The organism is Anaplasma platys, from assembly GCF_012790675.1.
Classification (GTDB): domain Bacteria; phylum Pseudomonadota; class Alphaproteobacteria; order Rickettsiales; family Anaplasmataceae; genus Anaplasma; species Anaplasma platys.
Genome location: NZ_CP046391.1, coordinates 355,158 through 373,217, shown reverse-complemented (window position 1 = coordinate 373,217; position 18,060 = coordinate 355,158). Strand labels below are relative to the sequence as shown.

General features: G+C 45.7%; 15 protein-coding genes and 1 tRNA gene. 2 read left to right on the top strand and 14 right to left on the bottom strand.

The window, feature by feature from the left end:
* Positions 1-240: 240 nt before the first annotated feature.
* The 5 genes from ANPL_RS04745 to ANPL_RS01595 form a co-directional block, all read right to left on the bottom strand.
* Positions 241-378 carry a hypothetical protein gene (locus tag ANPL_RS04745; protein WP_236822870.1) on the bottom strand — a complete coding sequence of 46 codons (138 nt, stop codon included), beginning with the start codon at positions 376-378 and terminating at the stop codon, positions 241-243.
* Positions 379-590: 212 nt separating this feature from the next.
* Positions 591-663: transfer RNA gene (locus ANPL_RS01610), tRNA-Arg, on the bottom strand.
* A gap of 10 nt (positions 664-673) precedes the next feature.
* Complete coding sequence (gene lipA / locus ANPL_RS01605; protein ID WP_169193061.1) at positions 674-1,582, bottom strand: lipoyl synthase; 909 nt, start codon at positions 1,580-1,582, stop codon at positions 674-676.
* Between the two features lie 348 nt (positions 1,583-1,930).
* The gene (locus ANPL_RS01600) at positions 1,931-2,131 is read right to left on the bottom strand and encodes a hypothetical protein (protein WP_169193060.1); all 201 of its coding nucleotides are present in this window, start codon (positions 2,129-2,131) and stop codon (positions 1,931-1,933) included.
* 218 nt (positions 2,132-2,349) lie between these two features.
* On the bottom strand, positions 2,350-3,810 hold the full coding sequence (locus ANPL_RS01595) for a hypothetical protein (RefSeq protein ID WP_169193059.1): 1,461 nt from the start codon (positions 3,808-3,810) through the stop codon (positions 2,350-2,352).
* A gap of 279 nt (positions 3,811-4,089) precedes the next feature.
* Here ANPL_RS01595 and ANPL_RS04740 point away from each other — a divergent pair, with 279 nt between their 5' ends.
* A complete protein-coding gene (locus ANPL_RS04740) occupies positions 4,090-4,488 on the top strand; it encodes a hypothetical protein (protein WP_236822869.1) in 399 nt (132 codons plus the stop codon).
* 126 nt (positions 4,489-4,614) lie between these two features.
* On the opposite strand, the gene ANPL_RS01590 is transcribed toward ANPL_RS04740, so the two are convergent.
* Positions 4,615-6,600 (bottom strand): acetyl-CoA carboxylase biotin carboxylase subunit, encoded by a 1,986-nt coding sequence (locus ANPL_RS01590; protein ID WP_169193058.1) that lies wholly within the window; start codon positions 6,598-6,600, stop codon positions 4,615-4,617.
* 411 nt (positions 6,601-7,011) lie between these two features.
* On the opposite strand from ANPL_RS01590, the gene ANPL_RS01585 reads away from it, so the two are divergent.
* A complete protein-coding gene (locus tag ANPL_RS01585; RefSeq protein ID WP_169193057.1) occupies positions 7,012-7,992 on the top strand; it encodes an RluA family pseudouridine synthase in 981 nt (326 codons plus the stop codon).
* Positions 7,993-8,021: 29 nt separating this feature from the next.
* On the opposite strand, the gene rpmB is transcribed toward ANPL_RS01585, so the two are convergent.
* The 8 genes from rpmB to era form a co-directional block, all read right to left on the bottom strand.
* Positions 8,022-8,333: a 50S ribosomal protein L28 gene (rpmB, locus tag ANPL_RS01580; protein WP_169193606.1), complete on the bottom strand. Its 312-nt coding sequence runs from the start codon at positions 8,331-8,333 to the stop codon at positions 8,022-8,024.
* 333 nt (positions 8,334-8,666) lie between these two features.
* Positions 8,667-10,634, bottom strand: a complete 1,968-nt coding sequence (gene priA / locus ANPL_RS01575) for a replication restart helicase PriA (protein WP_169193056.1) — start codon at positions 10,632-10,634, stop codon at positions 8,667-8,669.
* A gap of 256 nt (positions 10,635-10,890) precedes the next feature.
* The gene (locus tag ANPL_RS01570; protein ID WP_169193055.1) at positions 10,891-11,838 is read right to left on the bottom strand and encodes a gamma-glutamyl-gamma-aminobutyrate hydrolase family protein; all 948 of its coding nucleotides are present in this window, start codon (positions 11,836-11,838) and stop codon (positions 10,891-10,893) included.
* Positions 11,839-11,979: 141 nt separating this feature from the next.
* Positions 11,980-12,684: a uroporphyrinogen-III synthase gene (locus ANPL_RS01565; protein WP_169193054.1), complete on the bottom strand. Its 705-nt coding sequence runs from the start codon at positions 12,682-12,684 to the stop codon at positions 11,980-11,982.
* Between the two features lie 147 nt (positions 12,685-12,831).
* Positions 12,832-14,556: an aminopeptidase P family protein gene (locus ANPL_RS01560; protein WP_236822868.1), complete on the bottom strand. Its 1,725-nt coding sequence runs from the start codon at positions 14,554-14,556 to the stop codon at positions 12,832-12,834.
* 269 nt (positions 14,557-14,825) lie between these two features.
* A complete protein-coding gene (locus tag ANPL_RS01555) occupies positions 14,826-15,323 on the bottom strand; it encodes a retropepsin-like aspartic protease family protein (RefSeq protein WP_169193053.1) in 498 nt (165 codons plus the stop codon).
* A gap of 839 nt (positions 15,324-16,162) precedes the next feature.
* The gene (locus ANPL_RS01550) at positions 16,163-16,999 is read right to left on the bottom strand and encodes a 3'-5' exonuclease (RefSeq protein WP_169193052.1); all 837 of its coding nucleotides are present in this window, start codon (positions 16,997-16,999) and stop codon (positions 16,163-16,165) included.
* A 75-nt stretch (positions 17,000-17,074) separates the two neighbouring features.
* Positions 17,075-17,959 (bottom strand): GTPase Era, encoded by an 885-nt coding sequence (gene era, locus ANPL_RS01545; protein WP_169193051.1) that lies wholly within the window; start codon positions 17,957-17,959, stop codon positions 17,075-17,077.
* Positions 17,960-18,060: the final 101 nt, after the last annotated feature.

Below are 18,060 nucleotides of genomic sequence, written 5' to 3'. Positions count from 1 at the left end.
ACGAAATAAGTAAACATTATAGTGCTTTTGACACGGTTGAATAGGTTAAAGCCTTTCATAGGTAATTCACTAGTCATAAGCGTTGACACAAGACCAGGACCATGCAGTACAGCACAATCGCTCAGACAACTATAGTTCCGTGCTGTCCGCAAGCTATTATTAGATTAAATCCACATCCAATTGCTAAGAGCAACCTTCCCGGCATCTAGAGAAACAAGCATCAACAGAAAGCGCAACCACCTACCGGTAACTATCAGCCATACCACAATGACACTTGCAAGCTTTATTCCACGTGAATCCATCCTTCAGCGAAGACCCCAGCACGCACTGCTTAGCATCCGGATGACCTTGAGAAATTTTATAACCACCAACAGTCACATCCTTGCTCCGCTATGATTTATGATGCCTTGTGTGGCAAACCGGTAACATGCATCTGCTCTGTGACAACAAAACCTACATGTACGCCACAAACTCACGGAACTGCCTGCACATTACCAAATAGCGAAGAATGCATAGACCAATGCGTGTCGTCTCTATCTCCGCATCTTACGATATAAAAAACCTAAATGCCTAACGCCACCACAAGAGAACGCACTCAGCAGGATTCGAACCTGCGACCTCTACCTCCGGAGGGTAGCGCTCTATCCACTGAGCTATGAGTGCACAAACTTCTCTACACGCCGGCATTGACAGCCTGAGCATGACTTACATGCTGCGCTGCTCTCATAGCCTTGAGCTTCAAAAAGTCATCTTCAGCATGATAAGATGACCTAGCAAGCGGGCTTGCTGCCACCATGGTAAACCCCTTAGCATACGCCATACGCTTGTATTGCTCAAACTCCTCGGGAGTAACATAACGGTGCACGTCTATGTTATCCTTTGTGGGCTGCAGATATTGCCCAACAACTATAAAGTCCACACCCGCACACCTGAGGTCATCCATCACTTGATAGACCTCCTCCTTCTGCTCTCCCAGACCCACCATGAGACCCGACTTAGTGAATACACCCGGCGTCTTATCTTTAACTTGCCTGAGTAAATGGAGCGAGTTAAAGTACTTGGCCCTGGGCCTTACCTTAGCATACAACCTAGGCACCGTCTCCAGATTATGGTTATACACATCGGGACACGCCGAGGCTATAATGTCTACTGCCCCTGGCTTACCCTGAAAATCCGGGGTAAGTATCTCTATTGTAACTGCAGGATCACGCTTCCTTATCTCACGTACGCACTTCGCAAAGTGGCTCGCCCCTCCATCAGGAAGATCATCCCTATCCACCGAAGTGATCACCACGTGCTTCAAGCCCAATTTACCGACCGCAGCCCCCACCCTTTCAGGCTCACCAAGATCAAGCGCTTTAGGTACTCCAAGCTTAACATTGCAGAACGCACAGGCCCTGGTACACACGGCCCCCATAACCATTATCGTGGCATGCCGCTTGTTCCAGCACTCACCTATATTAGGACACGCGGCCTCCTCGCACACAGTATTGAGCTCGTGACGCTTGACTAGCCCTTTGACTTCATCAAACACCTGACCGCCTGGCATTCTCACCCTTAGCCAATCGGGCTTATTGTTCATAGCTACCAGTGATAAACTGAGAGAAGCGTAGTGAAAATTAAAATATCTGTCAACAACCTATAACTTCTCGTACCAGCGGGTATCCAGAAGCTTTCGCGCTACGATCCCCACGTATGCCCAAGGAAACGCACCACTCAACAAAACCCAGTCACAGCTCACACAAATGTGTTGCGCACGCCAAAGCACACAACAAGAAGTATTAAGTTTGCGTTTTGCGCTAGAAAATAGCTGCAAGATTGTTGACAATAAATAACCTAAGAAAGCGCATGAGACACTAAAAGTCAAATTACACCACCACTACGTCGCTATAAAGTTTGCCTTTGCCGCAGACTGTAACTATGTGAATTCCTACAAAGCAAGCTTGAGCCCCTTGTTTACCCCTAAGCCACAAGCATCAGGAGTCCACACAGTGCAAAGCTGGCACGTCCCAGCAGTCAGATTTAAATGCTGCGCCACACTACTTAAAATAAAAATGCCGCCCTTCTTACCAATGCACGGAGCTATGCTTTCCTTTTGTATCACCAGCTGCAGCACGTTACCATCACACAAAAAAACCACCTAAGCTGAATGCTGCTGGAGGACATTTCTTCGAATATAAATGTGCTTTTCACGGCCCCTCAGGCCTTCTACTACTAACTCAAGCTGCTGCCGATTCCGGATAGGAAAGGATTATACGCTGGCTCGCGACAACGATGAGGAAACGCCATGCTCTTTTCACCAACGTCTTTCGGCACACTAAAATCTCGCCACGATGTTGGCTTGGCAATCTACCTACCACTGCTAAGCTGCTCACTAACTACTTGGCTTTGTACCACGGTAGTCACTGATGCCCGTTCCATCGCAGTGTCAGGAGATTGCCGCTGCATTCTTATCGCTTGTTCTATACAGGTGCCGTTGTATGTATAAGTAAGTCGAGTCGCGTCGCAAGTCATAATACCGGCCCGCACTCCAAAAAATGTGTCTGCCTCTGTAGAGCGCTCTGACCTTTCTTCTCGTACCCTATTGTGCTCCAAACGGATATGTAACTGTTGGTGAAAGTCTTGCTGTACAGCATTGTGATGTTGCTGATGATCGGCTGCGACATCATGGGCAGGAGCACGCTCATGGGCATTTTTATGTGCATGTAAGTTGCGAGCAGCTAACCCCCGCCCCTGTTGTATATCAGCCCCCGCAACAAAGGATGCTGTATTCTTGTATACAGCATAAAAAACATTGGCTACCTCACTTACTATAGCCCTCACTATCCTGTTGAACACGCTTAAAAGGGCATTGGAAACATAATCATCCATCCTGTTTGGAGCAGAATGGAACGCCATATACTCCGGTAGCGCCACTCCTTGTAGCTTGGCTGCCCACAATGCAGAACTTACCGCTGTTTGCGCTGTTATTAGTGAAAGAGAAATCTGCGATGTTAGTTGATACATGGGAGCGGGCACTATATCGGCACTGATGCCACCCATCTCCTTTGCCATACCACCAAAATTGACATTGCCAATGTTAAACATACGCCCCATTGACACGGAAAAGTTGATGCTGCTCCCCAACGCCTCCCCTGGGGATGTATAAGAAACTGCGGCCAGTCTACTACCAAGTAATAACATAAAAAATTGCTCTAGCCCGCCAACAGACCTGGCATTCATCAGCTGAGTTCTTAGCTGCATTAGGAGGTTTATCCTATCTTGCAGCACTTTACGCATTTCGGGATCTTGCTCATTCTCCAAAGCCTTTCTCAGCTCCATTATTTGTCCGTCGATAAGATCCAGCAAGCTACGTGTTTTCGAACCCAAAAGCAGCTTCTTCAAAATATCGATCATAGCTTCTAGGAGCAACTTCTTCTTACGCAGCTCTCTAGAAGTGTAGCTTCTGTAGCTCCCCTCAGCTTTTCCTGGAGCAATGAGCTTTTCGTAGTATTCGACAAAAAATTGCAACATGCGTCTGAGAAACGATTTACGCAGCTCCGTGCCGTCTTTTGACACAAACAGCTCATCTTGCTGCACCAAATCTTTGACCCGTACTGCTTCTTTGCCCTCTGTTAGCTCATACGAGCCTTCATCGAGATTCGGCTGCGGGGCGTTTTGCGCATTAAACTCCGCAAATTCCCTAGCAAGCTCTTTTATGAACTCTTCGGCCTGAAGATCTTCCAACCTTACCTTGGCGTGCGCTCTGAAATCAGAGCTTTCGCTGTTGTTAGCGTTATTATCTGGAAGATCCATAGCCTCTTTAGGCATATTTAGTACCAAACCCCACAGTAATTAGACAGAACAAAGGTTACATTGTAAATGTGTCCGGTAAAAAAATTCTGTATTCGGCTCTGAACACCCAACCTAGCGTACTTCAGCATACTTGAACTAAAATAACACCTATCCTACCCAACAATAAATGCAACATAAAAAACTCGGAGCACTTGCCAACTACTATCGTCTCGCCAGTACACAATGCATTGAAACCCATACCATTTGGCTTTTTGTCATCAGAAGAATACATATGCTTCCACAAGGCAGCAGCATATGTCGTACAAAATCTCTTTACTTAGGCTTCACAATACAAAAATACTCATTGCGCTTCTTTTCTGCGTCCAATATACAACCAACCGCACCACATTAAGTTGTGCAGCTGTTGCGGCTTTTGAACGCTACTACCTAATCACTCCTTCAACACCTGTTGCCAACATCCATAACCAAATACTCTACGCGAACCGTATTCGTCAGTGGAGAAAGCATTTGTCGCGCCTAACAGAGAAGCACAAAACACGCGACAGCAATGCATCAGCGTTTACCGACTTCAACCCCCTTAAGGGATGCTCAAAACCCGCTGCAGATAGTAATCTCGTTAAAGGACTTACTAGGCTGGGCCACGCTGTCATATTACAACCTTTACCCTTGGCCGAACATGATACAGAGCTTTAGGCAAAATAGCAGAACTTTTTTTGGGCATCATAAGAAAACCCTCTACTATCCCCGCAAATTTGTTGACGAAAGTTTTATAGTCAAAAACCCGCTCCTGCATTACCACTATTGCAGCAAAATTAGCGATCAGTCCTCCGACGCAACAAACTTTAATATTACTTCTCCTTGCGCAACGCTTTTACCAGGCTCAAGGAAAACCTCCTCAACTTCCGCTTCTATTTCCGAACAAATCAGATTTTCCATTTTCATGGCTTCTATAACCAGTACAGGCTGCCCTACAGCAACTTTATCCCCCTTCTTCACATAGATATCCACTATCATGCCGGCAATGGGAGAAATTATTGAATCCAAAGACACAGACTCATCCTGCGGCTCGGGCATAAACTCCATGAACTTATCAACCCGCTCTTCGTATACCGTACACATCGCATCCACCGCCAAATATCTCAGACGGTACCTACTAGCACATCTGCCAACTTTAATGCAGTGATGTTCATCCCCTATACAAATATCTAACACCTTGTAATCACCGGTCCAGGAGCCCTGCAAAACAGCAAAACCGTCCTGCTCATCTAAGGACGCAAACACCCGCCCTTCCGAACACCTTGCGTTCATAACATACTTCATATCCCCAACGCGAGCACATATCCTCCCGCTAGGAGTATAATCCCCTCCATAATCCCTTGCTTCACTCTCAAGGTATATATACACAAGTGCCAAAGAGAGTATCTTTCCCGCTTCTGGGGTTAGGGGGTCACCCTTGAAACCCGACGCGTAAAACTCTGGGATAAAACCCGTATTAGTATCCCCAGCAACAAACACCGGGTGGCAGAACAAGGAAAGTAAGAAATCTATGTTATTGACCACCCCTTCAATATTGAAGCATGATAGCGACTTTTTCATCGCTTCTATAGCTTCTATCCTAGTTTCTGCATGGGTAGAAACTTTAGCGATCATTGGATCGTAAAACATGCTCACGAAAGAGCCTTCAGTAACTCCGCTATCTATTCTCAAATTCGTGTTGGCAGGGGGCTCGCTATAGTGAGATATACGACCACTAGATGGCAAAAAGCCCTTTCTTGGATCCTCAGCATAAACTCGAGCCTCAATAGCTGCACCCATGAAGCTCACATCTTCTTGTGACAAAGAGATCGCCTCACCATCGGCGATTTTAATCATCTGTTCTACCAGGTCTATCCCCGTCACAAGCTCAGTAACCGGATGCTCTACCTGCAATCTGGTGTTCATCTCAAGAAAGAAAAACTCTCTGTCTGCGTTAACAATAAACTCCACCGTTCCAGCAGAACAGTAGTTCACCCTCTTGGCCAAACTCACACACTGCGCGTACATCGCGCTTCTCGTTTTTCCATCTAAAAACGGACTTGGAGTTTCCTCCAGTACCTTTTGGTTATTTCTCTGTATCGAGCACTCCCTTTCCCCCAAACAGATCACGTTACCGTGTTTATCGGCCAGTATCTGAATTTCTATGTGCCGAGGAAATTCTATATACTTCTCGATGAATATCCTGCTATCACTAAAGCTCTTGGAAGCCTCGTTGGTCGCGGAAGAAAACGCTTGATCTAGGTCTTTCTCGTGCCTTACCACACGCATTCCCTTACCACCGCCACCCGCCGCTGCTTTAATCATCACCGGAAAGCCTAAAGACCTGCTTATCTCCTTGGCCTCATCCACAGAACCGATGACACCCATAAATCCGGGAACAACGGCAACTCCGGCGTCCTTGGCTATCTTCTTAGAGACAACTTTATCCGCCATCATACGCATGGAAGACGGTACAGGACCTATAAATCCTATGCCATGCTCTGCCAGCTTTTCGGGGAAATCAGCATTTTCCGAGAGAAACCCATAGCCCGGATGCACAGCGTCCACACCCGCGCTAACTGCAACGCTGCAAATTTTATCTATATTTAGATAACTTTGGCTTGCCTGACTGGGCCCAACATGCACTTTTTCGTCCATGCATTGGGTGTGTAAAGCCCCTATATCAGCATCCGAATAGATACCAACGCATTTTATTCCCATCTTGTGAGCGGTTCGCGCTATCCTGCACGCAATTTCCCCCCTATTCGCAATAAGTATCCTTTTTATCATGTGGCCAACAGATAAATCTAAACCTTAATGCTGCTCAACTTCCTAACCAGCAGCTCAACTAGACAACCCGATTCTACCTTTGCACCCTCACACTGCAAACAATATTTTTTGCAGCCTAGTTTAAGATACAATAAGCGCCTCTTTTGCTGGCTTATATACAACTTATACTCAACCAACATTTATGAGAGAATCACCTGTCATTGCACACTAACGTAGATATGCCATATGATATCTGCTTTATATCACCTTACATAATCCCGGCCCACACGGAGAAAAAACGGGGCAACTGGTACACAAGGACCATTTGACCCCTGGAAAAACATTTATTGAACGTGCTAACAACGCGCCAAAATCCTATACTATGGAATGGCATCAAGCTTCGCGAAACAGTTAGACGGATATTAGAAAAACATGTCAACCGTTCACAGGATACTCATAGAAGAAACAAGTGCAAGACAACGGCTGGATTCAGTAATATCGCGAACACTAGGCCTGTCACGCAACAGAGTGCAGCACCTGGTCGTCGCAGGCTTAGTAACGCGCGCGGGAACGCCTTTGACCAGTAATAGCCACATAACACAAACGGGCGAGACGTACGAAGTACGATTACCACCCGTGGCCACAGACAGCACAATGGAACCCAACTATGACTTAGCTCTGGCAATAGTGTTTGAAGACGATCACATAATGGTGCTGAATAAGGCTCCAGGCACCGTAGTTCACCCTGGAAATAACACCGGAAACAACACTATTTCCCATGCCCTAATAGCACACTGCGGTGACAATATACGGTCTGTAGGCAGCGATAAAAGGCCGGGCATTGTTCAGAGGTTGGACAAGGATACCAGTGGTCTCATGGTTGTGGCGAAAACCGCTGATGCTTATTACTTTTTGTCGCAAGCACTTGCAGAAAAAAAATTTGTAAAGGAATACACAGCCCTATTGTGGGGAGTGCCCCGAACTATGAATGGCGTGGTGAATGCCAACATCCGCAAAAATCCTATAGCAAGAGACATGATGGAAGTCTCGAAATTTGGCGGGAAACCTGCATGTACAGAATACATCGTAGAAAGAACCTTTGGAGACATTGCCAGTCAAGTCCGCTGCATACTACACACCGGACGGACACACCAGATCAGGGTTCACATGAGCTACATAGGACATTCGATAATCGGAGATCAAAAGTACGGTAAAAACGATCGGAAGAGCTCCCGCTGCGGAATACCGGAAGTACGCAACTTTAAAAGACAAGCACTACACGCCAGCACACTAAAATTTCAACACCCTAATACAAAGAAGCAGCTATCTTTCTCTTCTGCTCCCAGTGTGGACATAGCCCACATTATCGAGGTACTGCAAACCCACCAGGACGCGAACGCAACCAAACCCTGATGAACGGCATCCCCCGCGAACGCCGGAAACTATAGGGAACCACACTGCTTTGATTTTCCAGCCGCGATAGCAGCCTTGATTTTTCTCTTTATCTTCTGAGCTTCCTCTGTCAACTTTCTAGAAGCAGTGTTCAACAAATAGAGGTCCAATCCCCCTTTATAGTCGATAGTGCGAAGCGTGCGACTCGCCACTTTTACTCTAAACTTTCTCCCAAGGACTTCGCTAACCAAAGTAACGTTATGCAGATTTACAAGGTAACTTCTCTTAGTCTTCCTGTTGGAGTGGGAAACATTGTTACCAAATGACTTCGAAGTCCCCGTAATATCACAAACCCTACTCACCAAAACCCCCGTGAAAAGCGCGCCGATCACACATTCTATCAAGATGATCAGAGTAGTCAATAACCTCTTATCTCTAAAACGCTGGTGCGGAAGGCAATCTGCCCACAGCGGTTGAACTGCTTCTACTTCACCTCTCAGGACAGCACAACTCTGTGACATCTCAGCAACAACTCACTAAAAACTTCCACGCAATGATAAAGAACTCAAATGTGCTGGTATTAGTGACAACGCTGATTAATCTCCAGATTCGCCTCACCATGAGCATCATTCTCACTCATGCGTCACCAAGCAATGTGAACCCCCTTTACAAGCTTGCGGCAACGTCAAGGGGGGTCAAATAAAATTAATGGGATCAACATCAATAACCACACGAACTGTTGGCAGTTTCTTGTATTTTTCGCGACATATAGACAGCAGTCCCCTGACCGCAGACATCTTTGGTACCTTTAGGAGAATTCTATACCTGTACATGTTGTTGACCAGGCTTATGGGCGCTGGAGCTGGCCCCCAAACTGTGACACTGTTAGAAAGATACCTTGCTATTTCGTGCGCAACATTAACGACCTTGTTCTCTTCCTTACCGGAAATTACTATCGAGACCAACCTTACATAAGGTGGCATGTCAGCGATTTTTCTCGATTTTAACTCTTCAGCGTAAAAGTCCTCCCGGTTGCTTGAAATGAGTGATTTTATTACCGAGCTTTCAGGGTCGTAAGTTTGTAGCACCACCTGTCCCTTTTCTTTATACCTACCTGACCTACCAGCAACCTGGTGTAGCAGTTGATATGTTTTCTCAGCAGCCCGAAGGTCGCTATTTCCCAAACCTAAATCTGCATCTACCACGCCGACCAAGGTCAATTTGGGAAAGTTATGCCCCTTAGCAATTATCTGGGTCCCGATAATGATGTCCACTTCGCCAGCAAGAATCAGCTCGATTACACGATTAGCTTCTTTGGTTCCGATATCGCTGCTGAGAATGGCAGTTCTCACGCCAGGTATTAGTTCTTCTATACCTTCGGCTATTCTCTCAATACCTACTCCGTAAGGGTTCATAGTACTGTCTTCTAGACACTCTGGACACTGCCGTAAAATAGCGCGGCTATGTCCGCAGTAGTGGCATATTAAAGACCCCAATATCCGGTGCTCTGTCAACCAAGTGCTACAATGCGGGCAATTTACTTTATATCCACATTTTTTACATAGCACTAATCTCGCATATCCCCGACGATTGAGGAATAGCATAGCCTGATGCCCCTTGGCTATAGTGGAGGATATTTTCTCGTATAGCTCCGTAGAGAGCCAGGCGTTTTTCAGCTCGGTGTTACGCATGTCCGCCACGATTATATCTGGCATCACCGCTTCACCAAACCTGCGCTGTAATACCACATGGTGGTACTTTCCTTGTTCTACGTTGTACATAGTCTCCAGTGCCGGGGTTGCTGTACACAACACCACCGGAATCTTCACTGCTTTAGCCAGAACAATAGCCATGTCCCTGGCGTTATAAACCATACCAGAATCTTGCTTATAGGATGATTCGTGCTCTTCATCCACTATGATCATCTTTAAATCTCTATACGGCAGAAACAGCGCGGATCGCGCTCCTACAATGATAGAAGCCGCTCCATAAGCGACTGCAAGCCAATTCTCACGTCGCTTCTTGGGCGTTAACCCGGAATGCCACTCTACGGGATTGTGCCCAGAAAAATGCTCGAAAACCCGCTTCATCAGCTGGGTAGCTAACACAATTTCCGGCAGAAGAATCAAAATTTGTGCTCCGGGACTTTTCAGAAGCAGCTTTCTTATCGCAGCACAGTAAACCTCTGTTTTACCGGATCCAGTTTTACCATCCAGTACCGTGATGTTAAACCCAGTAGATAACTCCAGGATTTTGGCACATGCCGTACTTTGCTCTTCAGAAAGCTGATGGTTTGAAGGCCTTTCCTCAGTGCTGCCACCACCCTGCAACCTTTCACGGGTCTTTGAAAGCAGCTTCGCCGATGGCATGCCACCTAGCACCATTTTGAGAACTGTTCCCATCGGGATTATGTTATAGCTGCTCATCCACTGGATAAAACCTATAAACTCTGCCCCGATAGGCGGAAGATCCAACCTATTTTGAATGTACTTCAGTTCAATCTCGAGCTCGACACTCTCTTGAAGCTGCATAACCAGGCCCACCGCCATTCTACTGCCGAACGGTACGCTTACATAATCCCCGACGGAAACGTTTGTATCGTCTCTTACTAGATAGTAGAACGCCCGATCCAAGGGGACCGGTAACACAACCTCAGCTATCATGGATACGCCATCCTTCCCTGATACAGAACCGTGCCTTAAAATTGGAAACACCACTCAATAAAAAGGGCAATACTTTTAAATGTACCCCGTCCTACCGCAACCAAAAAACCACGAAGTTATCTAGTGACAGTGCCACGAAATGACAGGAAACATCCACCTGGCAAAACGAGTCAAAAGTCACCTACGAAGGGCTTGATACAAATTCCCCGCAGTACTATACCAGAACCCCTACCTGTGCACACAGTAACTTTCCTCCTTATTCTCCGCTGGAGTCTGAAAGGAAGTAACCAATAATATCATTTGCTATCTTTATTGATATGTCAACTTCAGGGTTCTTACCTATTTTTTTACTGGCATTCACCAGCAAAAACTCTGGATGCATCTGAAGGAGCATATTGCCCCGAGCATCCTCCAACCCTTCGATGATCCCATCATCTGCCATTGCAGATACTCTATATCCAAGAGCTCGCAATCGCTCCATGTTTTCAACGCTGGTGTCCACTCCTTCCCTGTGCATATCAGGAACATAGAATCTAAGGGTGGCGTCTTCAGGATCGCGCACCCTTTCAACTATTTTTGCTAGAGCGCTGCCAGGAACAGCCTCCACCCTTAATAACGATGCACCAGGCTCCCTGGGATGATTAACAGAAGACAGGTGCGACTCCGCCATTTCCGAAGAGTTGAGGATGCTCTGCACCCTCTTGATACTGACACCTTGTGCATGCAAAACCCCCTGTAGCCCACCACAGATTGCAAGAAGTTTTAAATTAGGGCGATCTTTCATCACTCTCACTACTGCATCAGTAACCATCTGCCTATGCGGCCCGGGAGGCAATGGAGCACTGTTTATGTTGTAGTAGTTTCCGGGAATAAATATCCTGTCGATCTTATTCTTCAACAAAAACTCATTCAAATGTTTGTACAGGCTTGTGGAATCTATGTTGTTTCCGCCCAAAGACTTGGTAATAGCGTTGTAATCTATAATAACAACCTTCTTGGCCCCCAGCTTGAGAAGCACATTCCTAACGTCGACGGCAGTACGATATTCCCCTACGTAGGTGGACGACTTGGTGGACAATAACCCCACTATAGCTCCCTTCTTTGCAGCATGAACATCCGGCAGCACAAAGATAAAGACTGCAACTGATAAGAAAACCCCTCCCCTTAGGGCAATATTAAATCTAGACAACCACAAGCTTAACATATCTCTTCTCTTGCCCGTAACACCCGTTAAGTATCCTCTTCCGTGGCACAGGTCCACTATTTTTCGTCCAATAAAAACACCCTAGGTGAAAAATAAACCCCTTAGCCGCTGACGCAGCACAATACGGTCAATGTTTAAGTATTATCTTGCTTTGTGTAGCAACAATTCAAACAGCGACACTTCTGTGGGATGTTCCGAAACCAAAATTTCTTTCCAACCATAATCCCTAAGCACTTGTTTTGCCCTTGGGCTTATTGTATACGCCTTAATATGGCATAAATGTCCTTGCTGTTGATTGCTTGCAGCCAGCTCCATAAAAATTTCTGCGGTCCTTGTAGAGTAAAAAAGAATTCCAGATATACCCCCTGAGGATAGCAAGTGGGAGCACTTTGCACTGAGTCCGCTACTCTCATCAGTGCCATATAACACCACTTCTTCTAAACTCACATCAAGTTGCACGGCACTGCTGCACAGGGCATATGATGTGTGAGTCCCTCGCACGTAAAGAACCCTTGACCCACATGCCTCATGCTTCAAATATTGCAGTAGGTCAGATACTGTGCCACTTACTGTATCAACAGCCACAAACCCCAAATCTATGGCATGTTCTCTGCTGCTATCACCAACGGTAACCATCGGTATATCCCTTGCCTCAGTAACTCTTGCAAGACCTGTTATGCCGTGACGGCTTGTTGCTATCACTAGATCATACTCATGGATTTTAGGTATTGTAGTAGGATGGTATACAACTTCAAACATGGGCTCTATGAAAACCTCAAAACCCAAGGCAACGAGAACATTCTTAGACTTGATGGAATCAGCAACAGGTCGCGTCAATAGTAACATTACTGCTCTAATACTATCATAGATTAAAAAAGTCCCTATAGTTGGTCACAGAACGCCTGTTTCCGCACAGAAAACTACGCGAGCACCCCGCAGCATCCGCGACGCAACGCCTTGGAACCCATAGCACGAATCTTGACCCACTGGTGATCACAGACGCTTACACGCGTCATCGAGCCAACTTTTCACCTGCCCGTCCAGGCGAGAAGCAATAGACTCGTAAACAAAGCTGTGATAGCGATCTATAAATTCTCTCTCCTCATCGCTAAGCATATTACGCATGATCATCTTTTTGTCTATTGGAACGCAAGTAAGCTGCTGAAATTTACAAAAACCATCGCTTCCTCTTTCAACGTACATCAGGTTTTCAACCCTAATACCGTATGCACCTTGCTTGTAGTACCCAGGCTCATTGGATAGCACCATGCCCGGCAGCAGCCCCACCGTATTCCTGAGCGCAATAGCCTGCGGCCCCTCATGAACTGATAGGAAACTGCCCACTCCATGTCCTGTTGAGTGCCCGTAATCTAACCCTTCACGCCAGAGATGTTGGCGTGCCAAAACGTCTAAGGATCCCCCAGCGGTACCTTCAGGAAACACTGCTCTCGCCAACGATATAAAACCTTTTAATACCAGAGTGAAATTTGTCATTTCTTCTATCGTGGGAGATCCCACAGCAACTGTTCTGGTTATATCAGTCGTCCCATCACAATATTGCCCACCTGAATCCACCAAATACAGACCATCGGGTTCTATGACCTTGTTACTGCTCTCACTGGCCCGATAGTGAACAATGGCCCCATTCCCCCTGTAGCCAGAAATTGTTTCAAAACTCTCGCCCAAAAACATCTCTTGCTGACCACGAAACTCGCTCACCTTGTGCGAAGCATCAAGCTCAGTAACTGTTTCCCCACATGCAATCTTATTTTCCAACCAGTAGAGAAAGTTCACGATGGCCACGCCGTCTCTGATGTGCGCCTTTTTCATGCCGGCAATTTCTGTGGCGTTTTTCGTAGCCTTTGCTACAGAACACGGGCTTTCTCTCCCTATTGAGGACACTCTGTCTTTGATTTCACAAAATATCGACATCGGAATTGTCGCCTCATCCACTGCAAGGTTATTCAGACCCTTTAACACATTCAAAAGCTCATCCATCGGGCGCACATTAACTCCAGGATTCTCAATCTTCACCCCCGCAACATCAGCAACAAAAAGGTCGGCACTCCCATCACAGTACAAAATGGCTCTGGATAACACCGTGGGGTTATATTTGAACGCAAGGTTGCGTATATTGAGAAGCCAGGAAATTGCGTCAGTATCCGTAATTAGTACCGCCTCACAGTCACCCATGTTAGAAGCCAGCGTGGCTCTTTTGTCACAACTGGCAAGACCCGTAAACTCTATGGAATGCTCTACAATTTGCTGCGGTACCGCCTTACAACGGTGCCACATCTGGTCTATTGCTATGAACGGCAGCATTTTCAAACAAAACTTTTCGTACTTTTTTATCTGTCTCAGAGAAAACAACTCGCCATCATAGCCTACTACCTTACCATCCGGCAAGTTTTCACTAAGCCAATCAGCCGGACTAGTTTTACTTAGGTCATAGACATCAAAATAATCTTTATCTACTTCTATGTCTGCCTGCAGCGCATATCTGCCATCGGTATAAAATTTGTTTTTTCCTCTCCTGCACACTATAAGCATGGCATTTGAGCCACTAAAGCCGCTTAGCCACCGCACGCGCTGTAAATTATCTGGCACTTGTTCAGATTGATATTCGTCGGTATTCTGCAGCAAGAAGGCCTCAAGGCCATGAGCCTCCATGATCACCCTGAAATCCCGCAATCTCAAATACATGCCATCATTTCCCATTAAAAAGACCTACACACAGCAGAAAAACTTTTCTTCAAAGCATACTATAAAACTTTGTTTAAATAGCCGTTTACTGAGAAAAGTTCCGCCCTTCAGGCCTTCTTTTATGCTATGTCACCCGAGGGTAGCACAACAAGGGCGTAATAGTTTTGGACAATTTGAGAAAAATGATCGAGCAGGTAGCGTGTTGCTACTTAGCGAAAGCAAGAAATACTGCCCAATAGCAAGTAATGTCAAACGTTGAACTGTATGACTAATTACAAAGTGGGCTAATTTTGGTATAAAACCAGCTCATTCTTTTTCATTATAAACTGAAAGTTTTGTAGGAAGCTCATTCCCAATAACGAAGTCTCCATCTGGGAAGAACTGATACTCGCACCTACGTTCCTTGCGACCAAATTCCCTATTCTAACTTCAGGGATAACAAAGTAAGAAGCCTCTATAGCCCCGTTCGCCGTGTGGTAAGTTTTAGATCTTTGAGGAGCGCGCATGTGGGCTCCTATCTTATGGGCATCACTTGCAGAAAGAACGACGTCTGTAGCCCCTGTATCTACTAAAAATCTGATATTCTCTCCGTTTATTGATGCATGTATGTAAAAGTGTCCATCGCTGGACTTGCGAAAAGACGCCCCCACACCATAAACAGGCGATAAGACGCTGGCAGCAGTTGCCCCCACTTTTTGGTGTATTTTCTGTTTGACATCATACAGCAAGGCTACGCTCACGGTGAGCCCAAGCCAAAAGACGATATACTTAGCTGACTTCATTGAAAATACCTCCTGGGCCTACTTACAATACCACCCAACGATCAGGCAGTGCAAACCTAAATGGAAAATCTACGGGAGAAACTAATACACTCCATTGAGCGCGTATTGCGCTTACAAAAACACGCTCTTTTATTCTACTGGAATCTTACAACGAAGTCAGAGTTTATCGGACATTGAACGCCCAGAAAGCCTCCCGTACAAGAAGCAGTGTACCCTCAAAACTGCAAACAAAGCCTGGGGCACCTTTTGCCTACCATCTCGCGCAAAGCACCGCGGTACGCGAGTCACGATTGTACCCTACTGATTATTAACTCCAGATTATCAAGCATACACATGCGCTAGTGAAGCAGCCTTTCAAAGGGCATATTCTGCTACATAGATGACAGGTGCAACACGTAACTCCCAGTATCTCCACTAGACAAATGGTTACTATATCTAATATCCCCCGTTTAAGACAACAGAGCAAGTTAAGTTCAATACTTTTAAAAGTTACTAAGAGTCGATACCATCTGGAGCGCAATTTCATGCACAGTAACTCAACGCTTATTCTTACCACACTTCTAGGCAAATCTCAGCTCTTGCAGCAACGTTACCGGTAAAACCGTGAGTCCTAGCTGCTACAATGCACATGCCTAAGGCAACATAAACAAGGGATTTTACCGCATAAGTTCATAACATAATTATTCTAGAATAAGGCTACACGCTAAGATTTGTCCAATGGAACAGCACCAGAGAAAACCCCGCAACATGCCGCCTACCTTATAGTTAGTGTTGTCAAACATACCAGCTCCCTGCACGATTATCAGAGTACAAATGTGGCCTGGAAGCCTTGATCTAGACTAGGGTACCAGGTAAAACTGCCCCTTGTTCGCCACTCCCCAGTCTGTCACAAAATCTGCAAAGTGTTCTTTGCCACTTGCTTTCAAGTACTCTAAAACCCCTTCTATACAGGAGTTATAGTTATTAGTAGTAAGTCTGCCCTGATGCTGCATTAGTCTCAAATAAATCAAATAGGTATTTATCACATCGGTTTCGCAGTAATCCCTTATGCTATCTAATTCGCCCTTATCGTATAATCCCATTACATCTGATCCGTCTGTACCAGTCTTACCAGGAAACCCTAAGACAGAGCACACCTCGTGCATTTTTACCCTCGCAGATGTTCCAAAATCTGAGAGGTAGTCAAGCAGGTCACAATGCCAATCCACACTGTACCTCTGAAAATAGTTACTCCACTTGTCCCCAGACCTATATAAGTACTCAGCTTGCACCCCATGAACCATCGCCCTGTACTTCAGCACCGGAAAGTCAAAAGTTCGCCCATTAAAGGTAACAATACGAGGCTTCACAGCGGCAACGTAACCAAAAAAACCCTTGATTAGCTCCTTTTCCGAAGTTAAACCACTGCTTCCAGAACGGACTTCACGCAAAATAAAACTCTCATGGCTCCCTTCTCTCTTTATATCTGCCCGCAAAAAGCTAATTGCCACCACCCGGTGGAAAGGTTGTCTTAAAAAAGGATTCTGCCCATTGGTAATTTCTAGGTGGTAGTTGACCATTGCTTCCCGCTTGGCTGCAACATCGTCATCGGCCCCAATTTCCTTACCCAACAAATTATTACAGCTATCGGTATCCGGTATTGTCTCTATGTCGAATACCAACAAGGAATCCAGCATTATCTACACCTCATTTCTGCAGATCTTACTAAAGTTATGCGCAAAAGAAAGAGTTATCCGACAAAGCTATATGCTTTACGCACATCCCACACATTCTTCCAGGTGGTCTTGCCACAACTTTCTCACCTTTACAAATAAATACAGATGCACCTTTTTATCAAGAATCTGCTTCAGCTCTTCCCTTGCCTCTGTACAAACACTCTTAACAAGAGCCGCGTCTTTCCCAACAACAATGGCCTTTTGGCTTTCTTTTATCACGTAGATAACTTGCTTTATGATCATACTCTTGCCCTTGTCAACAACTTGCTCAGTAACTACGGACAGCGAATACGGTAGCTCTTGACGCAGCGCCATAAACAGCTTCTCACGAGTGATCTCGGCAGCAAAAAATTCCAGCGAAGCATCAGTTCTACATTCTTCTGGATAAAGCCAGGGGCTATCGCACGCAGTCTCCACTAAGTGATCAACTAGATCCTGCACTCCTTGGCCATATAGGGACGATACATGAAAAATTTTATCAAACCCATGTAAAGACCTAAGCTCACCTTCCATGGCGCTCACATCATCATCTTTTAAAAGGTCAGTTTTGTTAATAATAGCCACAGAAGGCAGCTTAGAGTGTTTTATCCTACTAACAATCTTATAAATATGACTGCACAAACCATGACTAGAGTCCACAACCAACGCCACAACGTCCGCACCTTTTATCGACATCCAAGCATTTTTTACGATGAACTTCTCAAGCCTGGTCTTAGGAGAAAAAATCCCCGGGGTGTCAGTAAAAATCAACTGCACACTGTCGCTATTTAGCACTGCGTTCATCCGTACCCTGGTAGTATGCACTTTATTGGTAACTATAGAAGCCTTAAACCCAACCAACCTATTAATCAAAGTGGACTTGCCAGCATTAGTCATTCCAACAACCGCCACCAGAGAGCACTTAGTCCCCTCAGCTTCCATACAAAATTACCTGCAAAAATCTAGAAAAACTACGACCACGACCCAGCTGGCAAAGCAACAATTCCGCGGCCCGCCTATAAAAATTTACAACACAACCGAAA

Excerpts from the sequence above, each read along its gene's own strand:
- era (WP_169193051.1), bottom strand. The coding sequence starts at position 17,959 with ATGGAAGCTGAGGGGACTAAGTGCTCTCTGGTGGCGGTTGTTGGAATG.
- ANPL_RS01585 (WP_169193057.1), top strand. The coding sequence starts at position 7,012 with ATGTCAACCGTTCACAGGATACTCATAGAAGAAACAAGTGCAAGACAA.
- lipA (WP_169193061.1), bottom strand. The coding sequence starts at position 1,582 with ATGAACAATAAGCCCGATTGGCTAAGGGTGAGAATGCCAGGCGGTCAG.
- ANPL_RS01590 (WP_169193058.1), bottom strand. The coding sequence starts at position 6,600 with ATGATAAAAAGGATACTTATTGCGAATAGGGGGGAAATTGCGTGCAGG.
- ANPL_RS01570 (WP_169193055.1), bottom strand. The coding sequence starts at position 11,838 with ATGTTAAGCTTGTGGTTGTCTAGATTTAATATTGCCCTAAGGGGAGGG.
- ANPL_RS01555 (WP_169193053.1), bottom strand. The coding sequence starts at position 15,323 with ATGAAGTCAGCTAAGTATATCGTCTTTTGGCTTGGGCTCACCGTGAGC.
- ANPL_RS01550 (WP_169193052.1), bottom strand. The coding sequence starts at position 16,999 with ATGCTGGATTCCTTGTTGGTATTCGACATAGAGACAATACCGGATACC.
- ANPL_RS04740 (WP_236822869.1), top strand. The coding sequence starts at position 4,090 with ATGTCGTACAAAATCTCTTTACTTAGGCTTCACAATACAAAAATACTC.
- ANPL_RS01560 (WP_236822868.1), bottom strand. The coding sequence starts at position 14,556 with ATGGGAAATGATGGCATGTATTTGAGATTGCGGGATTTCAGGGTGATC.
- ANPL_RS01565 (WP_169193054.1), bottom strand. The coding sequence starts at position 12,684 with ATGTTACTATTGACGCGACCTGTTGCTGATTCCATCAAGTCTAAGAAT.
- priA (WP_169193056.1), bottom strand. The coding sequence starts at position 10,634 with ATGATAGCTGAGGTTGTGTTACCGGTCCCCTTGGATCGGGCGTTCTAC.
- ANPL_RS01595 (WP_169193059.1), bottom strand. The coding sequence starts at position 3,810 with ATGCCTAAAGAGGCTATGGATCTTCCAGATAATAACGCTAACAACAGC.